This window comes from Enterobacter sp. 186315 (genome assembly GCF_053290175.1).
Map to the genome: position 1 here is coordinate 61,674 of NZ_JBPTTK010000016.1, position 18,866 is coordinate 80,539.

Annotated in this window: 17 protein-coding genes; 15 read left to right on the plus strand and 2 right to left on the minus strand. The window is 53.8% G+C overall.

Annotated features, from left to right (window positions below):
- Positions 1–18 precede the first annotated feature (18 nt).
- Positions 19–2,694: a bifunctional uridylyltransferase/uridylyl-removing protein GlnD gene (glnD, locus tag ACSVHP_RS16875; RefSeq protein WP_417315121.1), complete on the minus strand. Its 2,676-nt coding sequence runs from the start codon at positions 2,692–2,694 to the stop codon at positions 19–21.
- 62 nt (positions 2,695–2,756) lie between these two features.
- Positions 2,757–3,551 carry a type I methionyl aminopeptidase gene (gene map, locus ACSVHP_RS16880; RefSeq protein WP_234675565.1) on the minus strand — a complete coding sequence of 265 codons (795 nt, stop codon included), beginning with the start codon at positions 3,549–3,551 and terminating at the stop codon, positions 2,757–2,759.
- A gap of 320 nt (positions 3,552–3,871) precedes the next feature.
- Between map and rpsB the strand changes: the two genes are divergently transcribed.
- From rpsB to rnhB, 15 genes are all read left to right on the plus strand, one after another.
- The gene (rpsB, locus tag ACSVHP_RS16885) at positions 3,872–4,597 is read left to right on the plus strand and encodes a 30S ribosomal protein S2 (protein WP_234675566.1); all 726 of its coding nucleotides are present in this window, start codon (positions 3,872–3,874) and stop codon (positions 4,595–4,597) included.
- Between the two features lie 117 nt (positions 4,598–4,714).
- Positions 4,715–5,566, plus strand: coding sequence for a translation elongation factor Ts (gene tsf, locus ACSVHP_RS16890; protein WP_014882627.1), 852 nt, complete (start codon positions 4,715–4,717; stop codon positions 5,564–5,566).
- 149 nt (positions 5,567–5,715) lie between these two features.
- Positions 5,716–6,441 (plus strand): UMP kinase, encoded by a 726-nt coding sequence (gene pyrH / locus ACSVHP_RS16895; RefSeq protein ID WP_004098747.1) that lies wholly within the window; start codon positions 5,716–5,718, stop codon positions 6,439–6,441.
- A gap of 168 nt (positions 6,442–6,609) precedes the next feature.
- Positions 6,610–7,167 (plus strand): ribosome recycling factor, encoded by a 558-nt coding sequence (frr, locus tag ACSVHP_RS16900; protein ID WP_234675567.1) that lies wholly within the window; start codon positions 6,610–6,612, stop codon positions 7,165–7,167.
- 93 nt (positions 7,168–7,260) lie between these two features.
- Complete coding sequence (gene ispC / locus ACSVHP_RS16905; protein ID WP_447552510.1) at positions 7,261–8,460, plus strand: 1-deoxy-D-xylulose-5-phosphate reductoisomerase; 1,200 nt, start codon at positions 7,261–7,263, stop codon at positions 8,458–8,460.
- 186 nt (positions 8,461–8,646) lie between these two features.
- Entirely contained in the window at positions 8,647–9,405 is a 759-nt protein-coding gene (gene ispU / locus ACSVHP_RS16910) for a (2E,6E)-farnesyl-diphosphate-specific ditrans,polycis-undecaprenyl-diphosphate synthase (protein WP_234675569.1), read from the plus strand.
- Positions 9,406–9,417: 12 nt separating this feature from the next.
- Entirely contained in the window at positions 9,418–10,275 is an 858-nt protein-coding gene (gene cdsA / locus ACSVHP_RS16915; RefSeq protein ID WP_417315127.1) for a phosphatidate cytidylyltransferase, read from the plus strand.
- 11 nt (positions 10,276–10,286) lie between these two features.
- Positions 10,287–11,639: a sigma E protease regulator RseP gene (gene rseP, locus ACSVHP_RS16920; RefSeq protein WP_234675571.1), complete on the plus strand. Its 1,353-nt coding sequence runs from the start codon at positions 10,287–10,289 to the stop codon at positions 11,637–11,639.
- A 31-nt stretch (positions 11,640–11,670) separates the two neighbouring features.
- Complete coding sequence (gene bamA / locus ACSVHP_RS16925; RefSeq protein WP_234675572.1) at positions 11,671–14,103, plus strand: outer membrane protein assembly factor BamA; 2,433 nt, start codon at positions 11,671–11,673, stop codon at positions 14,101–14,103.
- Positions 14,104–14,225: 122 nt separating this feature from the next.
- The gene (gene skp / locus ACSVHP_RS16930) at positions 14,226–14,720 is read left to right on the plus strand and encodes a molecular chaperone Skp (RefSeq protein WP_234675573.1); all 495 of its coding nucleotides are present in this window, start codon (positions 14,226–14,228) and stop codon (positions 14,718–14,720) included.
- A gap of 3 nt (positions 14,721–14,723) precedes the next feature.
- Positions 14,724–15,749: a UDP-3-O-(3-hydroxymyristoyl)glucosamine N-acyltransferase gene (gene lpxD, locus ACSVHP_RS16935; RefSeq protein ID WP_234675574.1), complete on the plus strand. Its 1,026-nt coding sequence runs from the start codon at positions 14,724–14,726 to the stop codon at positions 15,747–15,749.
- A gap of 104 nt (positions 15,750–15,853) precedes the next feature.
- On the plus strand, positions 15,854–16,309 hold the full coding sequence (gene fabZ / locus ACSVHP_RS16940) for a 3-hydroxyacyl-ACP dehydratase FabZ (protein ID WP_007373234.1): 456 nt from the start codon (positions 15,854–15,856) through the stop codon (positions 16,307–16,309).
- 3 nt (positions 16,310–16,312) lie between these two features.
- Positions 16,313–17,101 carry an acyl-ACP--UDP-N-acetylglucosamine O-acyltransferase gene (gene lpxA / locus ACSVHP_RS16945; RefSeq protein WP_234675575.1) on the plus strand — a complete coding sequence of 263 codons (789 nt, stop codon included), beginning with the start codon at positions 16,313–16,315 and terminating at the stop codon, positions 17,099–17,101.
- Positions 17,101–18,249 carry a lipid-A-disaccharide synthase gene (lpxB, locus tag ACSVHP_RS16950; RefSeq protein WP_447552511.1) on the plus strand — a complete coding sequence of 383 codons (1,149 nt, stop codon included), beginning with the start codon at positions 17,101–17,103 and terminating at the stop codon, positions 18,247–18,249. The genes lpxA and lpxB overlap by 1 nt, the downstream gene beginning before the upstream one ends.
- Positions 18,246–18,842, plus strand: a complete 597-nt coding sequence (gene rnhB, locus ACSVHP_RS16955; protein ID WP_234675577.1) for a ribonuclease HII — start codon at positions 18,246–18,248, stop codon at positions 18,840–18,842. Before lpxB ends, rnhB begins: the two co-directional genes overlap by 4 nt.
- Positions 18,843–18,866: the final 24 nt, after the last annotated feature.

Genomic DNA, 18,866 nt, shown 5'->3' on the forward strand with positions numbered 1-18,866 from the left:
ATTTCACTAAAAAAAACGTCACCCTTTATCGTTTGGATTGAGGGCTGCTGTCAACCGTTGTTGCACTTCAAGTTGCAGGTCATTATTAAGGGCACGCCGGTCGGCCGTAGCGATTATGAATAAATCTTCTACTCGCTCGCCAATGGTTGTAATTCTTGCCCCATGAAGCGAAATTCCCAGATCCGCAAACACCTGGCCGACGCGGGCGAGAAGCCCTGGCTGGTCCAGCGCGATCAGTTCGAGGAACGATTTTCGCTCGGTGTGGGTCGGCAGGAAATTGACCTCGGTATCCACCGTAAAGTGGCGCAGCTTCGCCGGCTGGCGACGCGGCTGCGGCGGCTGCCAGCTGTGCTGGGTAATCGCCTGCTCCAGACCAAACCGAATGCCTTCATGCCTGTCTGGCGACAGCGGGCTGCCGTCCGGCTCAAGCACAATAAAGGTATCCATTGCCATCCCGTCACGGGTCGTGAAGATCTGCGCGTCGTGAACGCTCAGGTTACGCCTGTCGAGTTCGGCACACACGGCGGCAAACAGGTAGGCGCGATCCGGGCTCCAGATAAAGATCTCCGTCCCGCCGCGCGTGGCCTGCGGGCTCAGCAGGATCAGCGGTTTCGACAGATCGTGCTTAAGCAGGTGGCGCGCGTGCCAGGCAAGCTGGTTCGGGCTGTGACGCACAAAGTAGTTGGCGCGACAGCGCGCCCAAATCTGATGCAACGCCTCTTCATTAATATTATCCATCCGCAGCAGCGCCAGCGCCTGAAGCTGGTGATGGCGAACGCGCTCGCGCATGTCCGGCGTATTTTGCATCCCGCGACGCAGCTGTTTCTCGGTGGCGAAATAGAGCTCGCGCAGCAGGCTCTGCTTCCAGCTGTTCCACAGCGTTTCGTTGGTGGCGCAAATATCCGCCACCGTCAGGCACACCAGATAGCGCAGGCGGTTCTCCGTTTGCACCTCTTTTGCGAACTGTTTAATCACCTCGGGATCCTGAATATCGCGACGCTGCGCCGTGACCGACATCAGCAGGTGGTTACGCACCAGCCAGGCAACTAGCTGGGTTTCGCGTGAATTCAGACCGTGCAGTTCGGCAAATTTCAGCACGTCCTGCGCGCCGAGAATTGAGTGGTCCCCGCCGCGCCCTTTGGCAATGTCGTGGAACAGCGCGGCGATCAGGATCAGCTCCGGGTGCGCCAGGCGCGGCCACAGCTCAACGCACAGCGGATGGCGCGAACGCGTCTCTTCCTGCGCGAAGCTTTCGAGCTTGAGCATCACGCGGATGGTGTGTTCATCCACCGTGTAGGCGTGGAAAAGATCGAACTGCATCTGCCCGACGATGTGCGACCACTGGGGCATATAGGCCCACAGCACGCTGTGGCGGTGCATGGGCAGCAGGCCACGGCGAACCGCGCCGGGATGGCGCAACATACTGAGAAACAGCGAGCGCGCTTCGGGTATGTAGCACAGCGGCTGGGTCAGGTGACGACGGGCATGGCGCAGATGGCGCAGGGTAGTGGAGTAGATGCCGGTGATGGTGCTGTTGCGCACCATGGTGTAGAACATTCGCAGGATCGCCTGCGGCTCGCGCATGAACAGCGTTTCATCGCGCAGATCGATAAGCGTGCCGCGCAGCTGGAATTCGTCATCGATCGCGCGCGGCTTTTCATCTTCGGTCAGGGCCAGGATCGCTTCGTCGAAGAGTTGCAGCAGCATGTGGTTCAGCTCGCCCACGCGGCGGGTGACGCGGAAGAAATCCTTCATCATCTGCTCGACCGGCTCGTTACCTTCGCCGCTGTAGTTCAGGCGCTGGGCAACGCTCAGCTGGCGGTCAAACAGCAGGCGGTTATCGTAGCGCGTCACCTCCAGATGCAGGGCAAAACGGATGCGCCACAGCAGGTGCAGGCACTCGTTCAGCTCGTTACGCTCGGCCTCGGTCAAAAAGCCGAAACCGACCATCTCGTCGAGCGACGTGGCGCCGAAATGGCGACGGGCGACCCATTGCAGGGTGTGGATGTCGCGCAGGCCGCCGGGGCTGCTTTTGATATCGGGTTCGAGGTTATAGCTGGTGCCGTGGTAGCGCTGGTGGCGCTGATTTTGCTCCTCGACCTTCGCGGCGAAGAACTTCTCAGACGGCCAGAAGCCGTCGCTGAAAATGTGCTTTTGCAGCTCCAGAAACAGGGCGACATCGCCAATCAGCAGGCGCGTTTCAATCAGGTTGGTGGCGACGGTCAGATCCGATAACCCTTCGAGCAGACACTCTTCCAGAGTACGCACGCTGTGCCCGACCTCCAGCTTCACGTCCCACAGCAGCGTGAGCAGCTCGCCGATTTTCTGCGCCCGATCGTCCGGCAGCTTTTTGCGGCTTAAGATCAGCAGGTCGATATCCGAAAGCGGATGAAGCTCACCGCGACCGTATCCCCCGACGGCAACCAGCGCCACGTCGCTTATCTGGCCGAAGCCGTAATCGATCCACAGACGTTGCAGAAGCTGGTCGATAAATTCGGTGCGCGCCTCAATAAGCTCTTCAGCCGAAATGCCCGCGTCAAACGCGCTGCCCAGCCAGCGCTGGAACGCGATCAGGTGCGCTTTGATATGGGCACAGGTCAGCTCCTGCGGCGGCCAGACGCCCGGGTTATCGGGCTGGTCGGGGAGGGTGGGAAGTGCAGTGTTAGCATACTGTTCGGGTAAGAGATTACTCATCGCGTGCCACCCATAAGAAAAAGCTATCGCCATTAAAAAAGCCGGCATTTGCCGGCTTTTTATTATTCAATGTTCGTCAGTATTGCCGGGATGGTGTCATCCTTGCGCAACGTCATAATTTCGCAGCCGTTGTCTGTTACCACAATAGTATGCTCGTACTGCGCAGACAAGCTTCTGTCTTTGGTTTTCACCGTCCAGCCATCTTTCATGGTGCGGATGCGGTAATCGCCGGAGTTAACCATTGGCTCGATGGTGAAGGTCATGCCTTTTTGCAGCACCACACCGCCGTCATCGGCATCATAGTGCAGAACCTGCGGCTCTTCGTGGAAGACGCGGCCAATGCCGTGACCGCAGTATTCGCGCACCACGGAGAAGCCTTCTGCTTCCACAAATTTCTGGATAGCCGCACCGATAGTGCGCAGGCGAATACCCGGCTTCACCATTTTCAGCGCCAGGTAGAGGCTCTCTTGCGTCACTTTACACAGACGTTCGCCCAGAATGGTGGGTTTGCCCACGATGAACATCTTCGAGGTGTCGCCGTGGTACTCGTCTTTAATGACGGTCACGTCGATATTCACGATGTCGCCATCTTTCAGCAGCTTTTCGTCGTCCGGAATACCGTGGCACACCACTTCATTAATGGAGATGCAGACGGATTTCGGGAAACCGTGATAGCCGAGACACGCAGAAACGGCGTGCTGCTCGTTGACAATATAGTCGTTACAGATGCGATCCAGTTCGCCGGTGCTGACGCCCGGTTTAACAAACGGCTCGATCATTTCAAGCACTTCAGCGGCCAGACGACCGGCGACGCGCATTTTTTCAATTTCTTCAGGGGTCTTAATAGAGATAGCCATGTAATCTGTCCATCGGTGTCGATTTTTTCGACAATACTAGTCTGAGTGCCGTTAATGGTATCAGTCAGGCGCACCCCGTGCCAAATTGAGAATCATTAGCAGCACACTCCGCCAACAACTGTTGGTTTCCGACGGCGTTTTGTGGTATAAAGCGCGCCGGACTTCCGATCCATTTCATATACACAGTATGGACGGAGGCGACAAATCTCACTTTGTGTAATAACACACACGTATCGGCACATGTTCCGGGGTGCCCCTTGGGGTCGGTAACATGGGATACGTGGAGGCATAACCCCAACTTTTAAATAGAGGTTTTAAACATGGCAACTGTTTCCATGCGCGACATGCTCAAGGCTGGTGTTCACTTCGGTCACCAGACCCGTTACTGGAACCCGAAAATGAAGCCTTTCATCTTCGGCGCGCGTAACAAAGTTCACATCATCAACCTTGAGAAAACTGTACCAATGTTCAACGAAGCCCTGGCTGAGCTGAGCAAGATCTCTTCCCGTAAAGGTAAGATTCTGTTCGTTGGTACTAAGCGCGCTGCAAGCGAAGCTGTGAAAGATGCTGCTAACAGCTGCGATCAGTTCTTCGTGAACCATCGCTGGTTGGGCGGCATGCTGACCAACTGGAAAACCGTTCGTCAGTCCATCAAACGCCTGAAAGATCTGGAAACCCAGTCTCAGGACGGTACTTTCGATAAGCTGACTAAGAAAGAAGCGCTGATGCGCACTCGTGAACTGGACAAGCTGGAAAACAGCCTGGGCGGTATCAAAGATATGGGCGGCCTGCCAGACGCGCTGTTCGTAATCGATGCAGACCACGAGCACATCGCAATCAAAGAAGCTAACAACCTGGGTATCCCGGTATTCGCTATCGTTGATACCAACTCCGATCCGGACGGTGTTGACTTCGTTATCCCGGGTAACGACGATGCAATCCGTGCCGTTAGCCTGTACCTGGGTGCTGTAGCAGCTACCGTTCGTGAAGGCCGTTCTCAGGATCTGGCTTCTCAGGCGGAAGAAAGCTTCGTAGAAGCTGAATAATAAGGCGACACCCCTTATTAGTACCGTGTATGAATAGGGGCCAATTATCGGCCCCTTTTTTCAATTTATACTGTTTGGCTTCTGGCCGGGCAGTTCACATCTCCCGAGGATTTAAGAATGGCTGAAATTACCGCATCCCTGGTAAAAGAGCTGCGTGAGCGTACTGGCGCAGGCATGATGGATTGCAAAAAAGCGCTGACTGAAGCGAACGGCGACATCGAGCTGGCAATCGAAAACATGCGTAAATCCGGTGCGATCAAAGCAGCTAAAAAAGCAGGCAACGTTGCTGCTGACGGCGTGATCATCACCAAGATCGACGGCAACTACGGCATCATTCTGGAAGTTAACTGCCAGACTGACTTCGTAGCAAAAGATGGCGGTTTCCAGGCATTTGCGAACAAAGTTCTGGACGCAGCTGTTGCTGGCAAAATCACTGACGTTGAAGTTCTGAAAGCACAGTTCGAAGAAGAACGTGTTGCTCTGGTTGCTAAAATCGGTGAGAACATCAACATCCGTCGCGTATCTTCTCTGGAAGGTGACGTTCTGGGTTCATACCAGCACGGCGCACGTATCGGTGTTCTGGTTGCGGCTAAAGGCGCTGACGAAGAGCTGGTTAAACAGCTGGCAATGCACATCGCTGCAAGCAAGCCAGAATTCGTTAAGCCAGAAGACGTGTCTGCTGAAGTGGTAGAGAAAGAGTACCAGGTTCAGCTGGACATCGCGATGCAGTCTGGTAAGCCAAAAGAAATCGCAGAGAAAATGGTTGAAGGCCGCATGAAGAAATTCACCGGCGAAGTTTCTCTGACTGGCCAGCCTTTCGTAATGGATCCAAGCAAGTCTGTTGCTCAGCTGCTGAAAGAGCACAACGCTGACGTAACTGGCTTCATCCGCTTCGAAGTGGGCGAAGGCATCGAGAAAGTTGAGACTGACTTCGCAGCAGAAGTTGCTGCAATGTCCAAGCAGTCTTAATGATGAAAAAGGAGCCGCCTGAGGGCGGCTTCTTTTTGTCACCCGTCACATCAAATCAGACAGGCTCCCTATCTCTGTGCTGATATGCGACATATGATGTCGCCAGAATTAACCCCCATCTTAATCGTTGACAGTCTCAGGAAAGAAACATGGCTACCAATGCAAAACCCGTGTACAAACGCATTCTGCTTAAGCTGAGTGGCGAAGCGCTGCAAGGATCCGAAGGCTTCGGTATTGACGCAAGCATCCTTGATCGCATGGCACAGGAAATCAAAGAACTGGTCGAACTGGGTATTCAGGTTGGCGTGGTCATTGGCGGTGGCAACCTTTTCCGTGGTGCTGGTCTGGCGAAAGCGGGGATGAACCGCGTTGTGGGCGACCACATGGGGATGCTGGCAACCGTAATGAATGGCCTGGCGATGCGTGATGCGCTCCATCGCGCCTATGTGAACGCCCGCCTGATGTCCGCAATTCCACTGAATGGCGTTTGCGATAACTACAGCTGGGCAGAAGCCATCAGCCTGCTGCGCAACAACCGCGTGGTGATCCTCTCCGCCGGTACGGGTAACCCGTTCTTTACTACCGATTCCGCCGCCTGCCTGCGCGGTATCGAAATCGAAGCCGATGTGGTGCTGAAAGCGACCAAAGTTGACGGCGTGTTTACTGCCGATCCGGCAAAAGATCCGTCTGCCACCATGTACGATCAGCTGACCTACAGCGAAGTGCTGGATAAAGAGCTGAAAGTGATGGATCTTGCCGCCTTCACGCTGGCTCGCGACCACAAACTGCCGATCCGTGTCTTTAACATGAACAAGCCTGGCGCGCTGCGTCGCGTTGTCATGGGCGAAAAAGAAGGCACTTTGATCACGGAATAATTTCCGTTGACGATAAATACAGGTAAGATTCCGCTTTATTTTGTAGTGGTATCTTACCCGGACGCGCCTTTGGCGTTGTCATGAATTAAACGCGACTATACTTAGCACACCTGTAGCAGCTGTGCTGGCGGATAGTCTGCCTGAGACAAGTTTTCAAGGATCCGTAACGTGATTAACGACATCAGAAAAGATGCAGAAGTACGCATGGAAAAATGCGTAGAAGCGTTCAAAAACCAAATCAGCAAAATTCGTACCGGCCGTGCTTCCCCAAGCCTGCTGGATGGCATCGTTGTGGAATACTACGGCACGCCTACCCCGCTGCGTCAGCTGGCTAACGTCACCGTTGAAGATACCCGTACGCTGAAAATCAACGTATTCGACCGTTCTATGGGTCCTGCCGTTGAGAAAGCGATCATGGCGTCCGACCTGGGCCTGAACCCAAGCTCTGCCGGCACTGATATCCGCGTTCCGCTGCCTCCGCTGACCGAAGAGCGTCGTAAAGACCTAATCAAAGTGGTGCGTGGTGAAGCCGAGCAGGGTCGTGTCTCCGTGCGTAACGTGCGTCGCGATGCGAACGATAAAGTGAAAGCCCTGCTGAAAGACAAAGAGATCAGCGAAGACGACGATCGTCGTTCCCAGGACGACGTGCAGAAAATGACTGACGCCGCTATCAAGAAAATTGACGCGGCGCTGGCAGAAAAAGAAGCGGAACTGATGCAGTTCTGATTTCTGTCGTAAACTGATAAACGCCGTTCAGAGAGCCTTTGGCTTGCTGGCGGCGTTTTGCTTTTATCTGGTCTAACTTTCTCCGGGCATCTCATGAAGCATTTAACTCTCCTTGGCTCAACGGGCTCTATAGGTTGCAGCACTCTCGACGTTGTTCGCCATAATCCTGACCTCTATACCGTGACGGCTCTCGTGGCCGGAAAGAACGTGCAGCGCATGGTAGAGCAGTGTCTGGAGTTTTCGCCTCGCTACGCGGTCATGGATGATGAGAACAGCGCGCGCCAGGTTAAAGCGCACCTCTCTGAGAAAGGCAGCCGCACGGAAGTGTTGAGCGGTCAAAAGGCGGCCTGCGACATGGCGGCATTGAGCGAGGTCGATCAGGTGATGGCGGCAATCGTCGGGGCGGCGGGTCTTCTGCCGACGCTTGCCGCTATTGATGCCGGTAAAACGGTGCTGCTGGCCAACAAAGAGTCTCTGGTGACCTGCGGACGCCTGTTCATGGAAGCGGTGAAGCAGCGCGGGGCGCGGTTGTTGCCCGTAGATAGCGAGCACAACGCGATTTTTCAGAGTTTACCCCAACCCTTTCAACAGAACCTGGGGTACGCTGACCTGGAGCAAAATGGCGTGGTATCCATTCTGCTTACCGGGTCTGGTGGCCCGTTCCGTGAAACGCCGCTGTCTGAACTGAGCGCAATGACGCCGGATCAGGCGTGTCGTCATCCGAACTGGTCGATGGGGCGTAAGATCTCCGTTGATTCCGCCACCATGATGAATAAAGGTCTGGAATACATTGAAGCCCGCTGGCTGTTTAACGCGTCGGCGAAACAGATGGAAGTGCTGATCCACCCGCAGTCGGTGATTCATTCGATGGTGCGATATCAGGACGGTAGCGTGCTGGCACAGCTGGGTGAGCCGGACATGCGAACCCCTATCGCGCACACCATGGCGTGGCCAAACCGGGTGAAATCAGGCGTGAAGCCGCTCGATTTTTGCAAGCTGAGTTCGCTGACGTTCAGTGAGCCTGACTACGACCGTTATCCGTGTCTGAAGCTTGCGATGACGGCCTTCGATCGGGGCCAGGCGGCAACGACGGCACTTAACGCAGCCAATGAGATTACCGTTGAGGCATTTCTGAATCAGCAAATCCGCTTTACCGATATTGCGGCACTGAATTTGTCGGTGCTGGACATGATGGATTTGCGTGAGCCACAGAGCGTGGAAGAGGTGCTGGCGGTGGATGAACGGGCGCGTATTATTGCACGTAAACAGGTGACGCATCTCGCAAGCTGGTGATAAACCAACCAGTAGTCGTCGTGCCATTTGTTAGCGTAGGGCTTCAGTGATATAGTCTGCGCCACCTGATCGCAGGTATTTGGCTTTATGTGGTCAGGTAAGCCGTGGTTTGACACGGCTTTTTTATGTTTAGGCTTCAGTATTCCTGAGTACCGTTAAATCCTTTTCAGGGACTAAAAACGCGTTATGTTGTCTGCGAATCAACCAATAAGCGAAAACTTGCCAGCTCATGGCTGCCGTCATGTAGCAATCATCATGGATGGCAACGGCCGCTGGGCGAAAAGACAAGGGAAGATACGAGCCTTTGGGCATAAAGCTGGGGCGAAATCCGTTCGCCGCGCCGTTTCTTTTGCCGCCAATAACGGCATTGATGCGTTAACGCTCTATGCTTTTAGCAGTGAAAACTGGAACCGACCTGCGCAGGAAGTGACTGCGTTGATGGAACTGTTCGTGTGGGCGCTCGACAGCGAAGTAAAAAGCCTGCACCGCCACAATGTCCGTCTGCGTATCATCGGTGAAACCAGTCGTTTTAACTCACGTTTGCAGGAACGGATTCGTAAAGCAGAAGCGTTGACGGAAAATAATACCGGTCTGACGCTCAATATCGCGGCGAATTACGGCGGACGCTGGGATATTATCCAGGGCGTTCGGCATCTGGCCGAACAGGTTCAGGAAGGGCTGTTGAGACCCGACCAGATTGATGAAGAGGCGCTGGGTCAGCAAATCTGCATGAATGAACTGGCTCCCGTGGATTTGGTAATTAGGACAGGGGGAGAACACCGCATAAGTAACTTTTTGCTTTGGCAAATCGCCTATGCCGAACTTTACTTTACTGATGTTCTTTGGCCCGATTTTGATGAACAAGACTTTGAAGGTGCGCTTCATGCCTTTGCCAACCGAGAGCGTCGTTTCGGCGGTACAGAGCCTGGTGGCGACAAAGCCTGATGGGGGTAGCTTTTGCTGAAGTATCGCCTGATTTCCGCTTTTGTATTAATACCCATTGTCATTGCGGCGCTGTTTTTACTGCCTCCAGTGGGATTCGCTATTGTCACGCTGGTGGTGTGTATGCTCGCCGCGTGGGAATGGGGACAGTTTAGCGGCTTTACCTCGCGCACGCAGCGGGTATGGCTGGCGGTGCTCTGTGGCTTAATCCTGGCCCTGATGCTGTTTACTTTGCCTGAATATCACCATGATATTCATCAACCGCTGGTGGCTGGCGCACTGTGGGTGTCGTTAGGCTGGTGGGTTGCGGCGCTGTTGCTGGTGCTTTTTTATCCAGGCTCGGCGGCGCTGTGGCGTAACTCTAAAATCTTACGCCTGATTTTTGGTCTGCTCACCATTGTTCCCTTTTTCTGGGGAATGCTCGCGCTGCGCGCGTGGCACTATGATGACAACCACTACAGCGGTGCATTGTGGCTGCTCTACGTGATGATCCTCGTCTGGGGAGCTGACTCCGGTGCTTATATGTTTGGTAAACTGTTTGGCAAACATAAGCTCGCACCGAAAGTTTCGCCGGGAAAAACCTGGCAAGGATTCATTGGCGGCCTGTTTACAGCAGCGATTATCTCCTGGGGCTACGGCGTCTGGGCGAATCTTGAAGTTGCACCGTCAACGCTGCTGGTATGCTCTATTTTCGCTGCGCTGGCCTCTGTTCTTGGTGATTTAACCGAGAGCATGTTTAAGCGCGAAGCAGGGATTAAAGATAGTGGTCACCTTATCCCAGGACATGGCGGTATACTGGATCGCATTGACAGCCTGACAGCGGCTGTTCCAGTGTTTGCTTGCCTGCTTTTACTGGTATTCGGGACGATTTAACGGAAGGTTTTATGCTGAGCATTCTCTGGAATCTGGCGGCGTTCATTGTTGCACTGGGTGTACTGATTACCGTGCATGAATTTGGCCATTTCTGGGTTGCTCGGCGCTGCGGTGTGCGGGTAGAGCGATTCTCCATCGGATTTGGTAAATCGCTCTGGAAGCGCACCGACAAGCGTGGCACCGAGTTTGTCATCGCACTCATTCCTCTGGGCGGCTATGTCAAAATGCTCGACGAACGCGTCGAGCCGGTTGCCCCTGAACTACGACACAGCGCGTTTAACAACAAAACCGTTGGACAACGTGCCGCCATCATTGCTGCCGGACCGGTAGCCAATTTCATCTTCGCTATCTTCGCCTACTGGCTGGTGTTTATCATCGGCGTCCCTGGCGTACGCCCGGTTGTGGGTGAAATTGCCCCTGACTCCATCGCGGCGAGTGCGCAAATTATGCCGGGGATGGAACTTAAAGCGATTGACGGTATCGAAACCCCTGATTGGGATGCCGTGCGACTGCAACTGGTAGCGAAAATCGGCGACGAGCAGACCACCGTCAGCGTGTCGCCGTTCGGTGCTGACCAGCGGCAGGAGAAAGTTCTGGATTTACGCCACTGGCGTTTCGAGCCTGACAAAGAAGATCCGGTTTCATCACTGGGGATTCGACCGCGCGGCGCGCAGATCGAACCGGTATTAGCCGAAGTACAGGCGAACTCGGCGGCGAGTAAAGCGGGTTTGCAAGCGGGCGACAGGATCGTTAAAGTCGATGGTCAACCATTAACACAATGGATGACCTTTGTTAATCTGGTGCGCGATAATCCAGGTACGTCACTCGCACTGGACGTTGAAAGGCAGGGGAGTCCGCTCTCACTGACGCTAATCCCGGATACCAAATCGGGCGGCGGAAAAGCGGAAGGTTTTGCTGGCGTAGTGCCGAAAGTGATCCCACTGCCAGATGAGTACAAGACAATACGCCAGTATGGGCCGTTTAGCGCCATCCTTGAAGCCACGGATAAAACATGGCAACTGATGAAGCTAACGGTCAACATGTTGGGGAAATTGATAACCGGTGATGTGAAACTGAACAACCTCAGTGGGCCTATTTCGATAGCTCAGGGGGCTGGGATGTCAGCGGAATTCGGGGTGATTTACTATCTCATGTTTCTCGCGCTCATTAGCGTGAACCTCGGGATAATCAACCTGTTCCCGCTTCCCGTATTAGACGGGGGTCATCTGCTGTTTTTGGCGATTGAAAAGCTAAAAGGCGGACCGGTATCCGAGCGAGTTCAAGACTTTAGTTATCGCATTGGCTCGATTTTGCTGGTGCTGTTAATGGGGCTTGCACTTTTCAATGATTTCTCTCGGTTGTAAGAGAGTTAGTTAGGAAGAACGCATAATAACGATGGCGATGAAAAAGTTGCTCATAGCGTCGCTGCTGTTTAGCAGCGCCACCGTATACGGTGCTGACGGGTTCGTAGTGAAAGACATTCATTTCGAAGGCCTTCAGCGTGTCGCCGTTGGTGCGGCCCTCCTCAGTATGCCTGTGCGCCCTGGCGATACGGTTAATGATGATGATATCAGTAACACCATCCGTGCTCTGTTTGCCACCGGCAACTTTGAGGACGTCCGCGTCCTACGCGATGGTGATACGCTGCTGGTTCAGGTAAAAGAACGTCCAACGATCGCCAGTATCACTTTCTCCGGCAACAAGTCGGTAAAAGATGACATGCTCAAGCAGAACCTTGAAGCATCTGGCGTTCGTGTGGGGGAATCTCTGGACCGCACAACCCTTTCAGACATTGAAAAAGGTCTGGAAGACTTCTACTACAGCGTCGGTAAATACAGCGCCAGCGTGAAGGCGGTTGTTACACCGCTGCCGCGTAACCGCGTCGATCTGAAGCTGGTGTTCCAGGAAGGTGTTTCGGCGAAGATCCAACAGATCAACATCGTCGGTAACCACGCTTTCAGCACCGACGAACTGATCTCCACCTTCCAGCTGCGCGATGAAGTGCCGTGGTGGAACGTGGTAGGCGATCGTAAATACCAGAAACAGAAGCTGGCGGGCGACCTTGAAACCCTGCGCAGCTACTACCTGGATCGCGGCTACGCGCGTTTCAACATTGATTCGACTCAGGTCAGTCTGACTCCGGACAAGAAAGGCATCTACATTACGGTTAACATCACTGAAGGCGATCAGTACAAGCTTTCTGGCGTTGAAGTAAGTGGCAACCTGGCCGGGCATTCTGCTGAGATTGAGTCGCTGACAAAAATTCAGCCGGGCGATCTGTACAGTGGCTCTAAAGTCACCAAAATGGAAGACAGCATTAAGAAGCTGCTCGGCCGCTATGGTTATGCCTACCCGCGCGTACAAACTCAACCAGAGATCAACGACACGGATAAAACCGTTAAGCTACACGTCAATGTGGACGCGGGTAACCGTTTCTACGTGCGTAAGATCCGCTTCGAAGGCAACGATACCTCTAAAGATTCCGTTCTGCGCCGTGAAATGCGTCAGATGGAAGGGGCGTGGCTGGGAAGCGATCTGGTAGACCAGGGTAAAGAGCGTCTGAACCGTCTGGGCTACTTCGAAACGGTTGATACCGATACGCAGCGTGTACCGGGTCGTCCCGATCAGGTTGATGTCGTTTATAAGGTTAAAGAGCGTAACACCGGTAGCTTCAACTTCGGTGTGGGTTACGGTACTGAAAGTGGCGTGAGCTTCCAGGTCGGTGTCCAGCAGGATAACTGGCTGGGTACGGGTTACTCTGTTGGTATCAACGGCACGAAAAACGACTACCAGACCTACTCTGAGTTCTCTGTGACTAACCCATACTTCACCGTTGACGGTGTGAGCCTGGGCGGTCGTATTTTCTATAACGACTTCAAAGCAGACGACGCAGACCTGTCTACCTATACCAACAAGAGCTACGGTGTAGATGGCACGCTTGGCTTCCCGATCAACGAATACAACACCCTGCGTGCTGGTTTAGGTTACGTGCATAACGACCTGTCCAATATGCAACCGCAGGTGGCGATGTGGCGTTATCTGGATTCCATCGGTCAGTCAGCGAGCACGTCGAGTGACAGCAACGGCTTTGCCGCCGATGACTTCACCTTCAACTATGGCTGGACGTATAACCGCCTCGACCGTGGTTACTTCCCGACGCAGGGTTCGCGTGTCAACCTGAACGGTAAAGTGACGATTCCAGGTTCTGATAACGAGTTCTACAAAGTGACGCTGGACACCGCGTCGTACTTCCCAATTGATGACGACCACAAGTGGGTTGTTCTGGGCCGTACACGTTGGGGCTATGGCGATGGTTTAGGTGGCAAAGAGCTGCCGTTCTATGAAAACTTCTACGCCGGTGGTTCAAGTACCGTTCGTGGCTTCCAGTCCAACAACATTGGTCCGAAAGCAGCGTATTACGGCGGGAACGACTCGGATAACTGCGACAAACCAGCGAAAGATGGCGCGGGCAATGCCAACGTCTGTAGCTCAGATGATGCAGTAGGCGGTAACGCCATGGGTGTTGCAAGCCTGGAGTTCATCACGCCTACGCCGTTCATCAGCGACAAGTATGCGAACTCTGTGCGTACCTCGTTCTTCGTGGATGCGGGTACCGTTTGGGATACCAACTGGGAGAACACTGCCCAGACGCGCGCGGCAGGTATTCCGGACTACAGCGATCCGAGCAACATTCGCATGTCTGCCGGTATCGCATTACAATGGATGTCACCGCTGGGGCCGTTGGTCTTCTCTTACGCCCAGCCGTTTAAGAAATACGATGGAGACAAAGCGGAACAATTCCAGTTTAACATTGGTAAAACCTGGTAATAATCCGCTGCAAAGGAATGCGTTGGCTGTGTAGCGCTGACAACCGGCGATCGGTAAAACGATCGCCTTGCCACGCAAAGAACGGTACTTTCGGGTGCCAATGGGATGGTAAGGAGTTAATTGTGAAAAAGTGGTTATTAGCTGCAGGTCTCGGTTTAGCGATGGCAACTTCTGCTCAGGCAGCAGACAAAATTGCAATCGTCAACATGGGTAATTTGTTCCAGCAGGTTGCACAGAAAACTGGCGTTTCTGCGACTCTGGAAAACGAATTCAAAGGCCGTGCGAGCGAACTGCAACGTATGGAAAACGATCTTCAGTCCAAAATGCAGCGTTTGCAGCGTGATGGTTCTACCATGAAGTCTGCTGATCGTAGCAAGCTGGAAAAAGACGTAATGGCTCAGCGCCAGACCTTCTCTCAGAAAGCACAAGCTTTCGAGCAGGATCGTCAGCGTCGTTCTAACGAAGAACGTGGCAAACTGGTTACCCGCATTCAGTCTGCTGTTAAATCAGTAGCTGCCGATCAGAGCATCGATCTGGTTGTTGATGCGAATGCCGTTGCTTTCAACAGCAGCGATGTTAAAGACATCACCGCTGATGTTCTGAAACAGGTTAAATAAGTAATGCCTTCTATTCGACTGGCTGATTTAGCTCAGCAGTTGGATGCAGAATTACACGGTGATGGCGATATCGTCATCACCGCTGTTGCGTCCATGCAATCTGCTCAAAAGGGCAACATCACCTTCATGGTAAGCCCTAAGTACCGTGAACATCTGGCTCAATGCCAGGCGTCTGCCGTTGTTCTGACGCAGGACGATCTTCCCTTTGCCACAGGCGCTGCGCTGGTAGTGAAAAATCCCTACCTGACCTACGCACGCATGGCTCAAATTCTTGATACCACGCCGCAGCCGGCGCAGAACATTGCTGCCAGTGCAGCAATCGATCCGACGGCGACGCTGGGTAACAACGTTTCAATCGGTGCGAATGCCGTTATCGAGTCCGGGGTTGTGCTCGGTGATAACGTCGTGATCGGCCCGGGTTGCTTCGTTGGGAAAAACACAAAGATCGGCGCAGGTTCCCGTTTATGGGCGAATGTGTCCGTTTACCACGAAGTCGAGATCGGCGAGAATTGCCTCGTTCAGTCCAGCACCGTCATCGGTTCTGACGGCTTTGGCTACGCCAACGATCGTGGCAACTGGGTGAAGATCCCACAGCTTGGTCGCGTTATTATTGGCGATCGCGTTGAGATCGGTGCCTGTACGACCATCGACCGTGGTGCGCTTGACGACACCATTATTGGTAACGGTGTTATCATCGATAATCAGTGTCAGATTGCACATAACGTTGTGATTGGCGACAATACTGCCGTTGCTGGTGGTGTCATCATGGCGGGCAGCCTCAAAATTGGCCGTTACTGTATGATTGGTGGTGCCAGCGTGATTAACGGGCATATGGAAATATGCGACAAAGTCACGGTGACCGGAATGGGTATGGTGATGCGTCCTATCACCGAGCCAGGCGTCTATTCCTCTGGTATCCCGCTGCAACCTAACAAGGTGTGGCGTAAAACAGCAGCTCTGGTGATGAATATTGATGATATGAGCAAGCGACTCAAAGCCATTGAGCGCAAGATCGATCAACAAGACTAAGCATTCATCAATTAAATGCTAAATTTCCCGGCCTGTCGGCTTTCTTATAAACCGGCAGGCCGTGTTATTATTGCTATTCAGTACATTTTGACAGGAAGAGTATTTTGACTACCGACACTCATACTCTGCATATTGAAGAGATTTTAGAACTTCTGCCGCACCGCTACCCGTTTTTGCTGGTAGATCGTGTGCTGGATTTTGAAGAAGGTCGTTTTCTGCGCGCAGTGAAAAATGTCTCCGTTAACGAGCCATTCTTCCAGGGGCATTTCCCTGGTAAGCCTATCTTCCCGGGTGTGTTGATCCTGGAAGCGATGGCACAGGCTACCGGTATTCTTGCGTTTAAAAGCGTAGGCAAACTGGAGCCAGGTGAGCTGTACTACTTCGCGGGTATCGATGAAGCGCGCTTCAAGCGTCCAGTCGTGCCTGGTGATCAGATGATCATGGAAGTCACTTTTGAAAAAACGCGCCGTGGCCTGACTCGCTTTAAAGGCGTAGCTCTGGTTGACGGTAAAGTTGTTTGCGAAGCGACAATGATGTGTGCTCGTAGCCGGGAGGCCTGATACGTGATTGATAAATCCGCCTTTATTCATCCTACTGCGATTGTGGAAGTTGGCGCCATTATTGGTGCGAATGTTCACATTGGCCCATTCTGTATTGTTGGACCCCATGTCGAAATTGGTGAGGGTACAGTTCTGAAATCTCACGTTGTGGTGAATGGTCATACGACTATTGGCTGCAATAACGAGATCTATCAGTTCGCCTCCATCGGCGAAGCTAACCAGGATCTTAAGTATGCTGGCGAGCCGACTCGTGTGGAAATCGGCGATCGTAACCGCATTCGCGAAAGCGTCACCATTCATCGTGGAACAGTACAGGGCGGTGGATTGACGAAGGTGGGCAGCGACAACCTGTTTATGGTTAATGCGCACATTGCGCATGACTGTGTAGTGGGTAACCGCTGTATTCTTGCCAACAACGCAACGCTGGCAGGACACGTATCGGTCGATGACTTCGCAATTATTGGCGGCATGACCGCGGTTCATCAGTTCTGCATCATTGGTGCACACGTGATGGTCGGCGGCTGCTCCGGCGTGGCGCAAGACGTCCCGCCGTACGTTATTGCGCAGGGCAACCATGCAACGCCGTTTGGCGTAAACATCGAAGGCCTCAAGCGTCGTGGCTTTAGCCGCGAAGCAATCACAGCTATCCGTAACGCGTACAAGCAACTGTACCGCAACGGAAAAACGCTGGAAGAGGCGAAGCCGGAAATTGCCGAGCTGGCGAATAAGCACCCGGAAGTGAACGCGTTCATGGAGTTCTTTGAGCGTTCAACAAGGGGTCTGATTCGTTAATGGTCGACAGTCGTCCGCTTACGATAGCCCTGGTCGCCGGAGAAACCTCCGGCGATATTCTTGGTGCAGGCCTTATCCGCGCACTCAAGGCCCGCGTCCCTAACGCGCGCTTTGTTGGCGTTGCCGGCCCGCTGATGCAGGCAGAAGGCTGTGAAGCCTGGTATGAAATGGAAGAGCTGGCCGTGATGGGCATCGTCGAAGTGCTGGGTCGCCTGCGTCGTCTGCTGCATATCCGTGCCGATCTCACCCGCCGTTTTACCGACCTCAAACCCGACGTGTTTGTCGGTATCGATGCGCCCGATTTCAATATCACTCTTGAAGGGAACCTGAAAAAGCAGGGCATCAAAACTATTCACTACGTCAGTCCGTCCGTCTGGGCGTGGCGACAGAAACGCGTTTTCAAAATCGGACGGTCCACCAACCTGGTGCTGGCTTTTCTGCCTTTCGAAAAAGCGTTTTACGACAAATTTAATGTCCCGTGCCGCTTTATCGGACACACCATGGCGGATGCCATGCCGCTGGATCCGGATAAAAACGCCGCGCGTGACGTGCTGGGCATTCCCCACGACACACACTGTCTGGCGCTGCTGCCTGGAAGCCGCGGTGCCGAAGTGGAAATGCTCAGCGCTGATTTTCTGAAAACGGCGCAGATCCTTCGCCAGACCTATCCCGATCTCGAAGTGGTTGTGCCGCTGGTGAATGCCAAACGCCGCGAGCAGTTTGAGCGCATCAAAGCGGAGGTCGCACCGGATCTTCACGTTCATCTGCTGGACGGCAAGGGCCGCGAGGCGATGGTCGCGAGCGATGCGGCACTGCTGGCATCCGGTACGGCGGCGCTCGAGTGTATGCTGGCGAAATGTCCGATGGTGGTGGGCTATCGCATGAAGCCGTTCACCTTCTGGCTGGCGAAACGGCTGGTGAAAACGGACTACGTTTCATTGCCAAACCTCCTTGCCGGGCGCGAGCTGGTCAAAGAGCTGTTGCAGGAAGAGTGTCAGCCGCAGGCGTTAGCCGATGCGCTGCTGCCGCTTATTGCGAACGGAAAAACCAGCCACCAGATGCACGATACTTTCCGTGAACTGCACCAGCAGATCCGCTGTAATGCCGATGAGCAGGCGGCTGACGCGGTGCTGGAGCTCGCACAATGATGGAATTTGTTTACCCACACACGCATCTCGTGGCGGGCGTGGATGAAGTTGGTCGCGGCCCGTTAGTCGGTGCCGTGGTGACGGCGGCGGTGATCCTCGATCCTGCGCGTCCGATTATCGGCTTGAATGACTCTAAAAAACTGTCTGAAAAACGCCGCCTCGCGCTCTTTGACGAAATCACGGAGAAAGCCCTGGCCTGGAGCCTCGGGCGTGCCGAGCCGGAAGAGATCGACAAACTGAACATTCTGCACGCGACCATGCTGGCCATGCAGCGTGCGGTAGCGGGCCTGAAAATTGCCCCGGAATATGTGCTGATTGACGGCAACCGTTGTCCCGCACTGCCTGTGCCTTCTATGGCGGTGGTGAAAGGCGACAGCCGGGTCGCAGAAATTAGCGCAGCTTCTATTATTGCCAAAGTGACACGCGACGCCGAAATGGCCGCGCTGGACCTCACTTATCCCCAGTATGGCTTCGCCCAGCACAAGGGATATCCGACCGCTTTCCATCTGGAAAAGCTGGCTGAACATGGCGCAACTCAACATCATCGGCGCAGTTTTGGCCCGGTGAAACGCGCGCTGGGACTGGTGTCCTGAATCAAGACGCAAGCAATTAAGTAA

Coding starts and splice junctions, on each gene's coding strand:
- pyrH (WP_004098747.1), top strand. CDS start 5,716: ATGGCTACCAATGCAAAACCCGTGTACAAACGCATTCTGCTTAAGCTG.
- rnhB (WP_234675577.1), top strand. CDS start 18,246: ATGATGGAATTTGTTTACCCACACACGCATCTCGTGGCGGGCGTGGAT.
- map (WP_234675565.1), bottom strand. CDS start 3,551: ATGGCTATCTCTATTAAGACCCCTGAAGAAATTGAAAAAATGCGCGTC.
- ispU (WP_234675569.1), top strand. CDS start 8,647: ATGTTGTCTGCGAATCAACCAATAAGCGAAAACTTGCCAGCTCATGGC.
- rpsB (WP_234675566.1), top strand. CDS start 3,872: ATGGCAACTGTTTCCATGCGCGACATGCTCAAGGCTGGTGTTCACTTC.
- tsf (WP_014882627.1), top strand. CDS start 4,715: ATGGCTGAAATTACCGCATCCCTGGTAAAAGAGCTGCGTGAGCGTACT.
- lpxD (WP_234675574.1), top strand. CDS start 14,724: ATGCCTTCTATTCGACTGGCTGATTTAGCTCAGCAGTTGGATGCAGAA.
- bamA (WP_234675572.1), top strand. CDS start 11,671: ATGGCGATGAAAAAGTTGCTCATAGCGTCGCTGCTGTTTAGCAGCGCC.
- lpxB (WP_447552511.1), top strand. CDS start 17,101: ATGGTCGACAGTCGTCCGCTTACGATAGCCCTGGTCGCCGGAGAAACC.
- glnD (WP_417315121.1), bottom strand. CDS start 2,694: ATGAGTAATCTCTTACCCGAACAGTATGCTAACACTGCACTTCCCACC.
- rseP (WP_234675571.1), top strand. CDS start 10,287: ATGCTGAGCATTCTCTGGAATCTGGCGGCGTTCATTGTTGCACTGGGT.
- ispC (WP_447552510.1), top strand. CDS start 7,261: ATGAAGCATTTAACTCTCCTTGGCTCAACGGGCTCTATAGGTTGCAGC.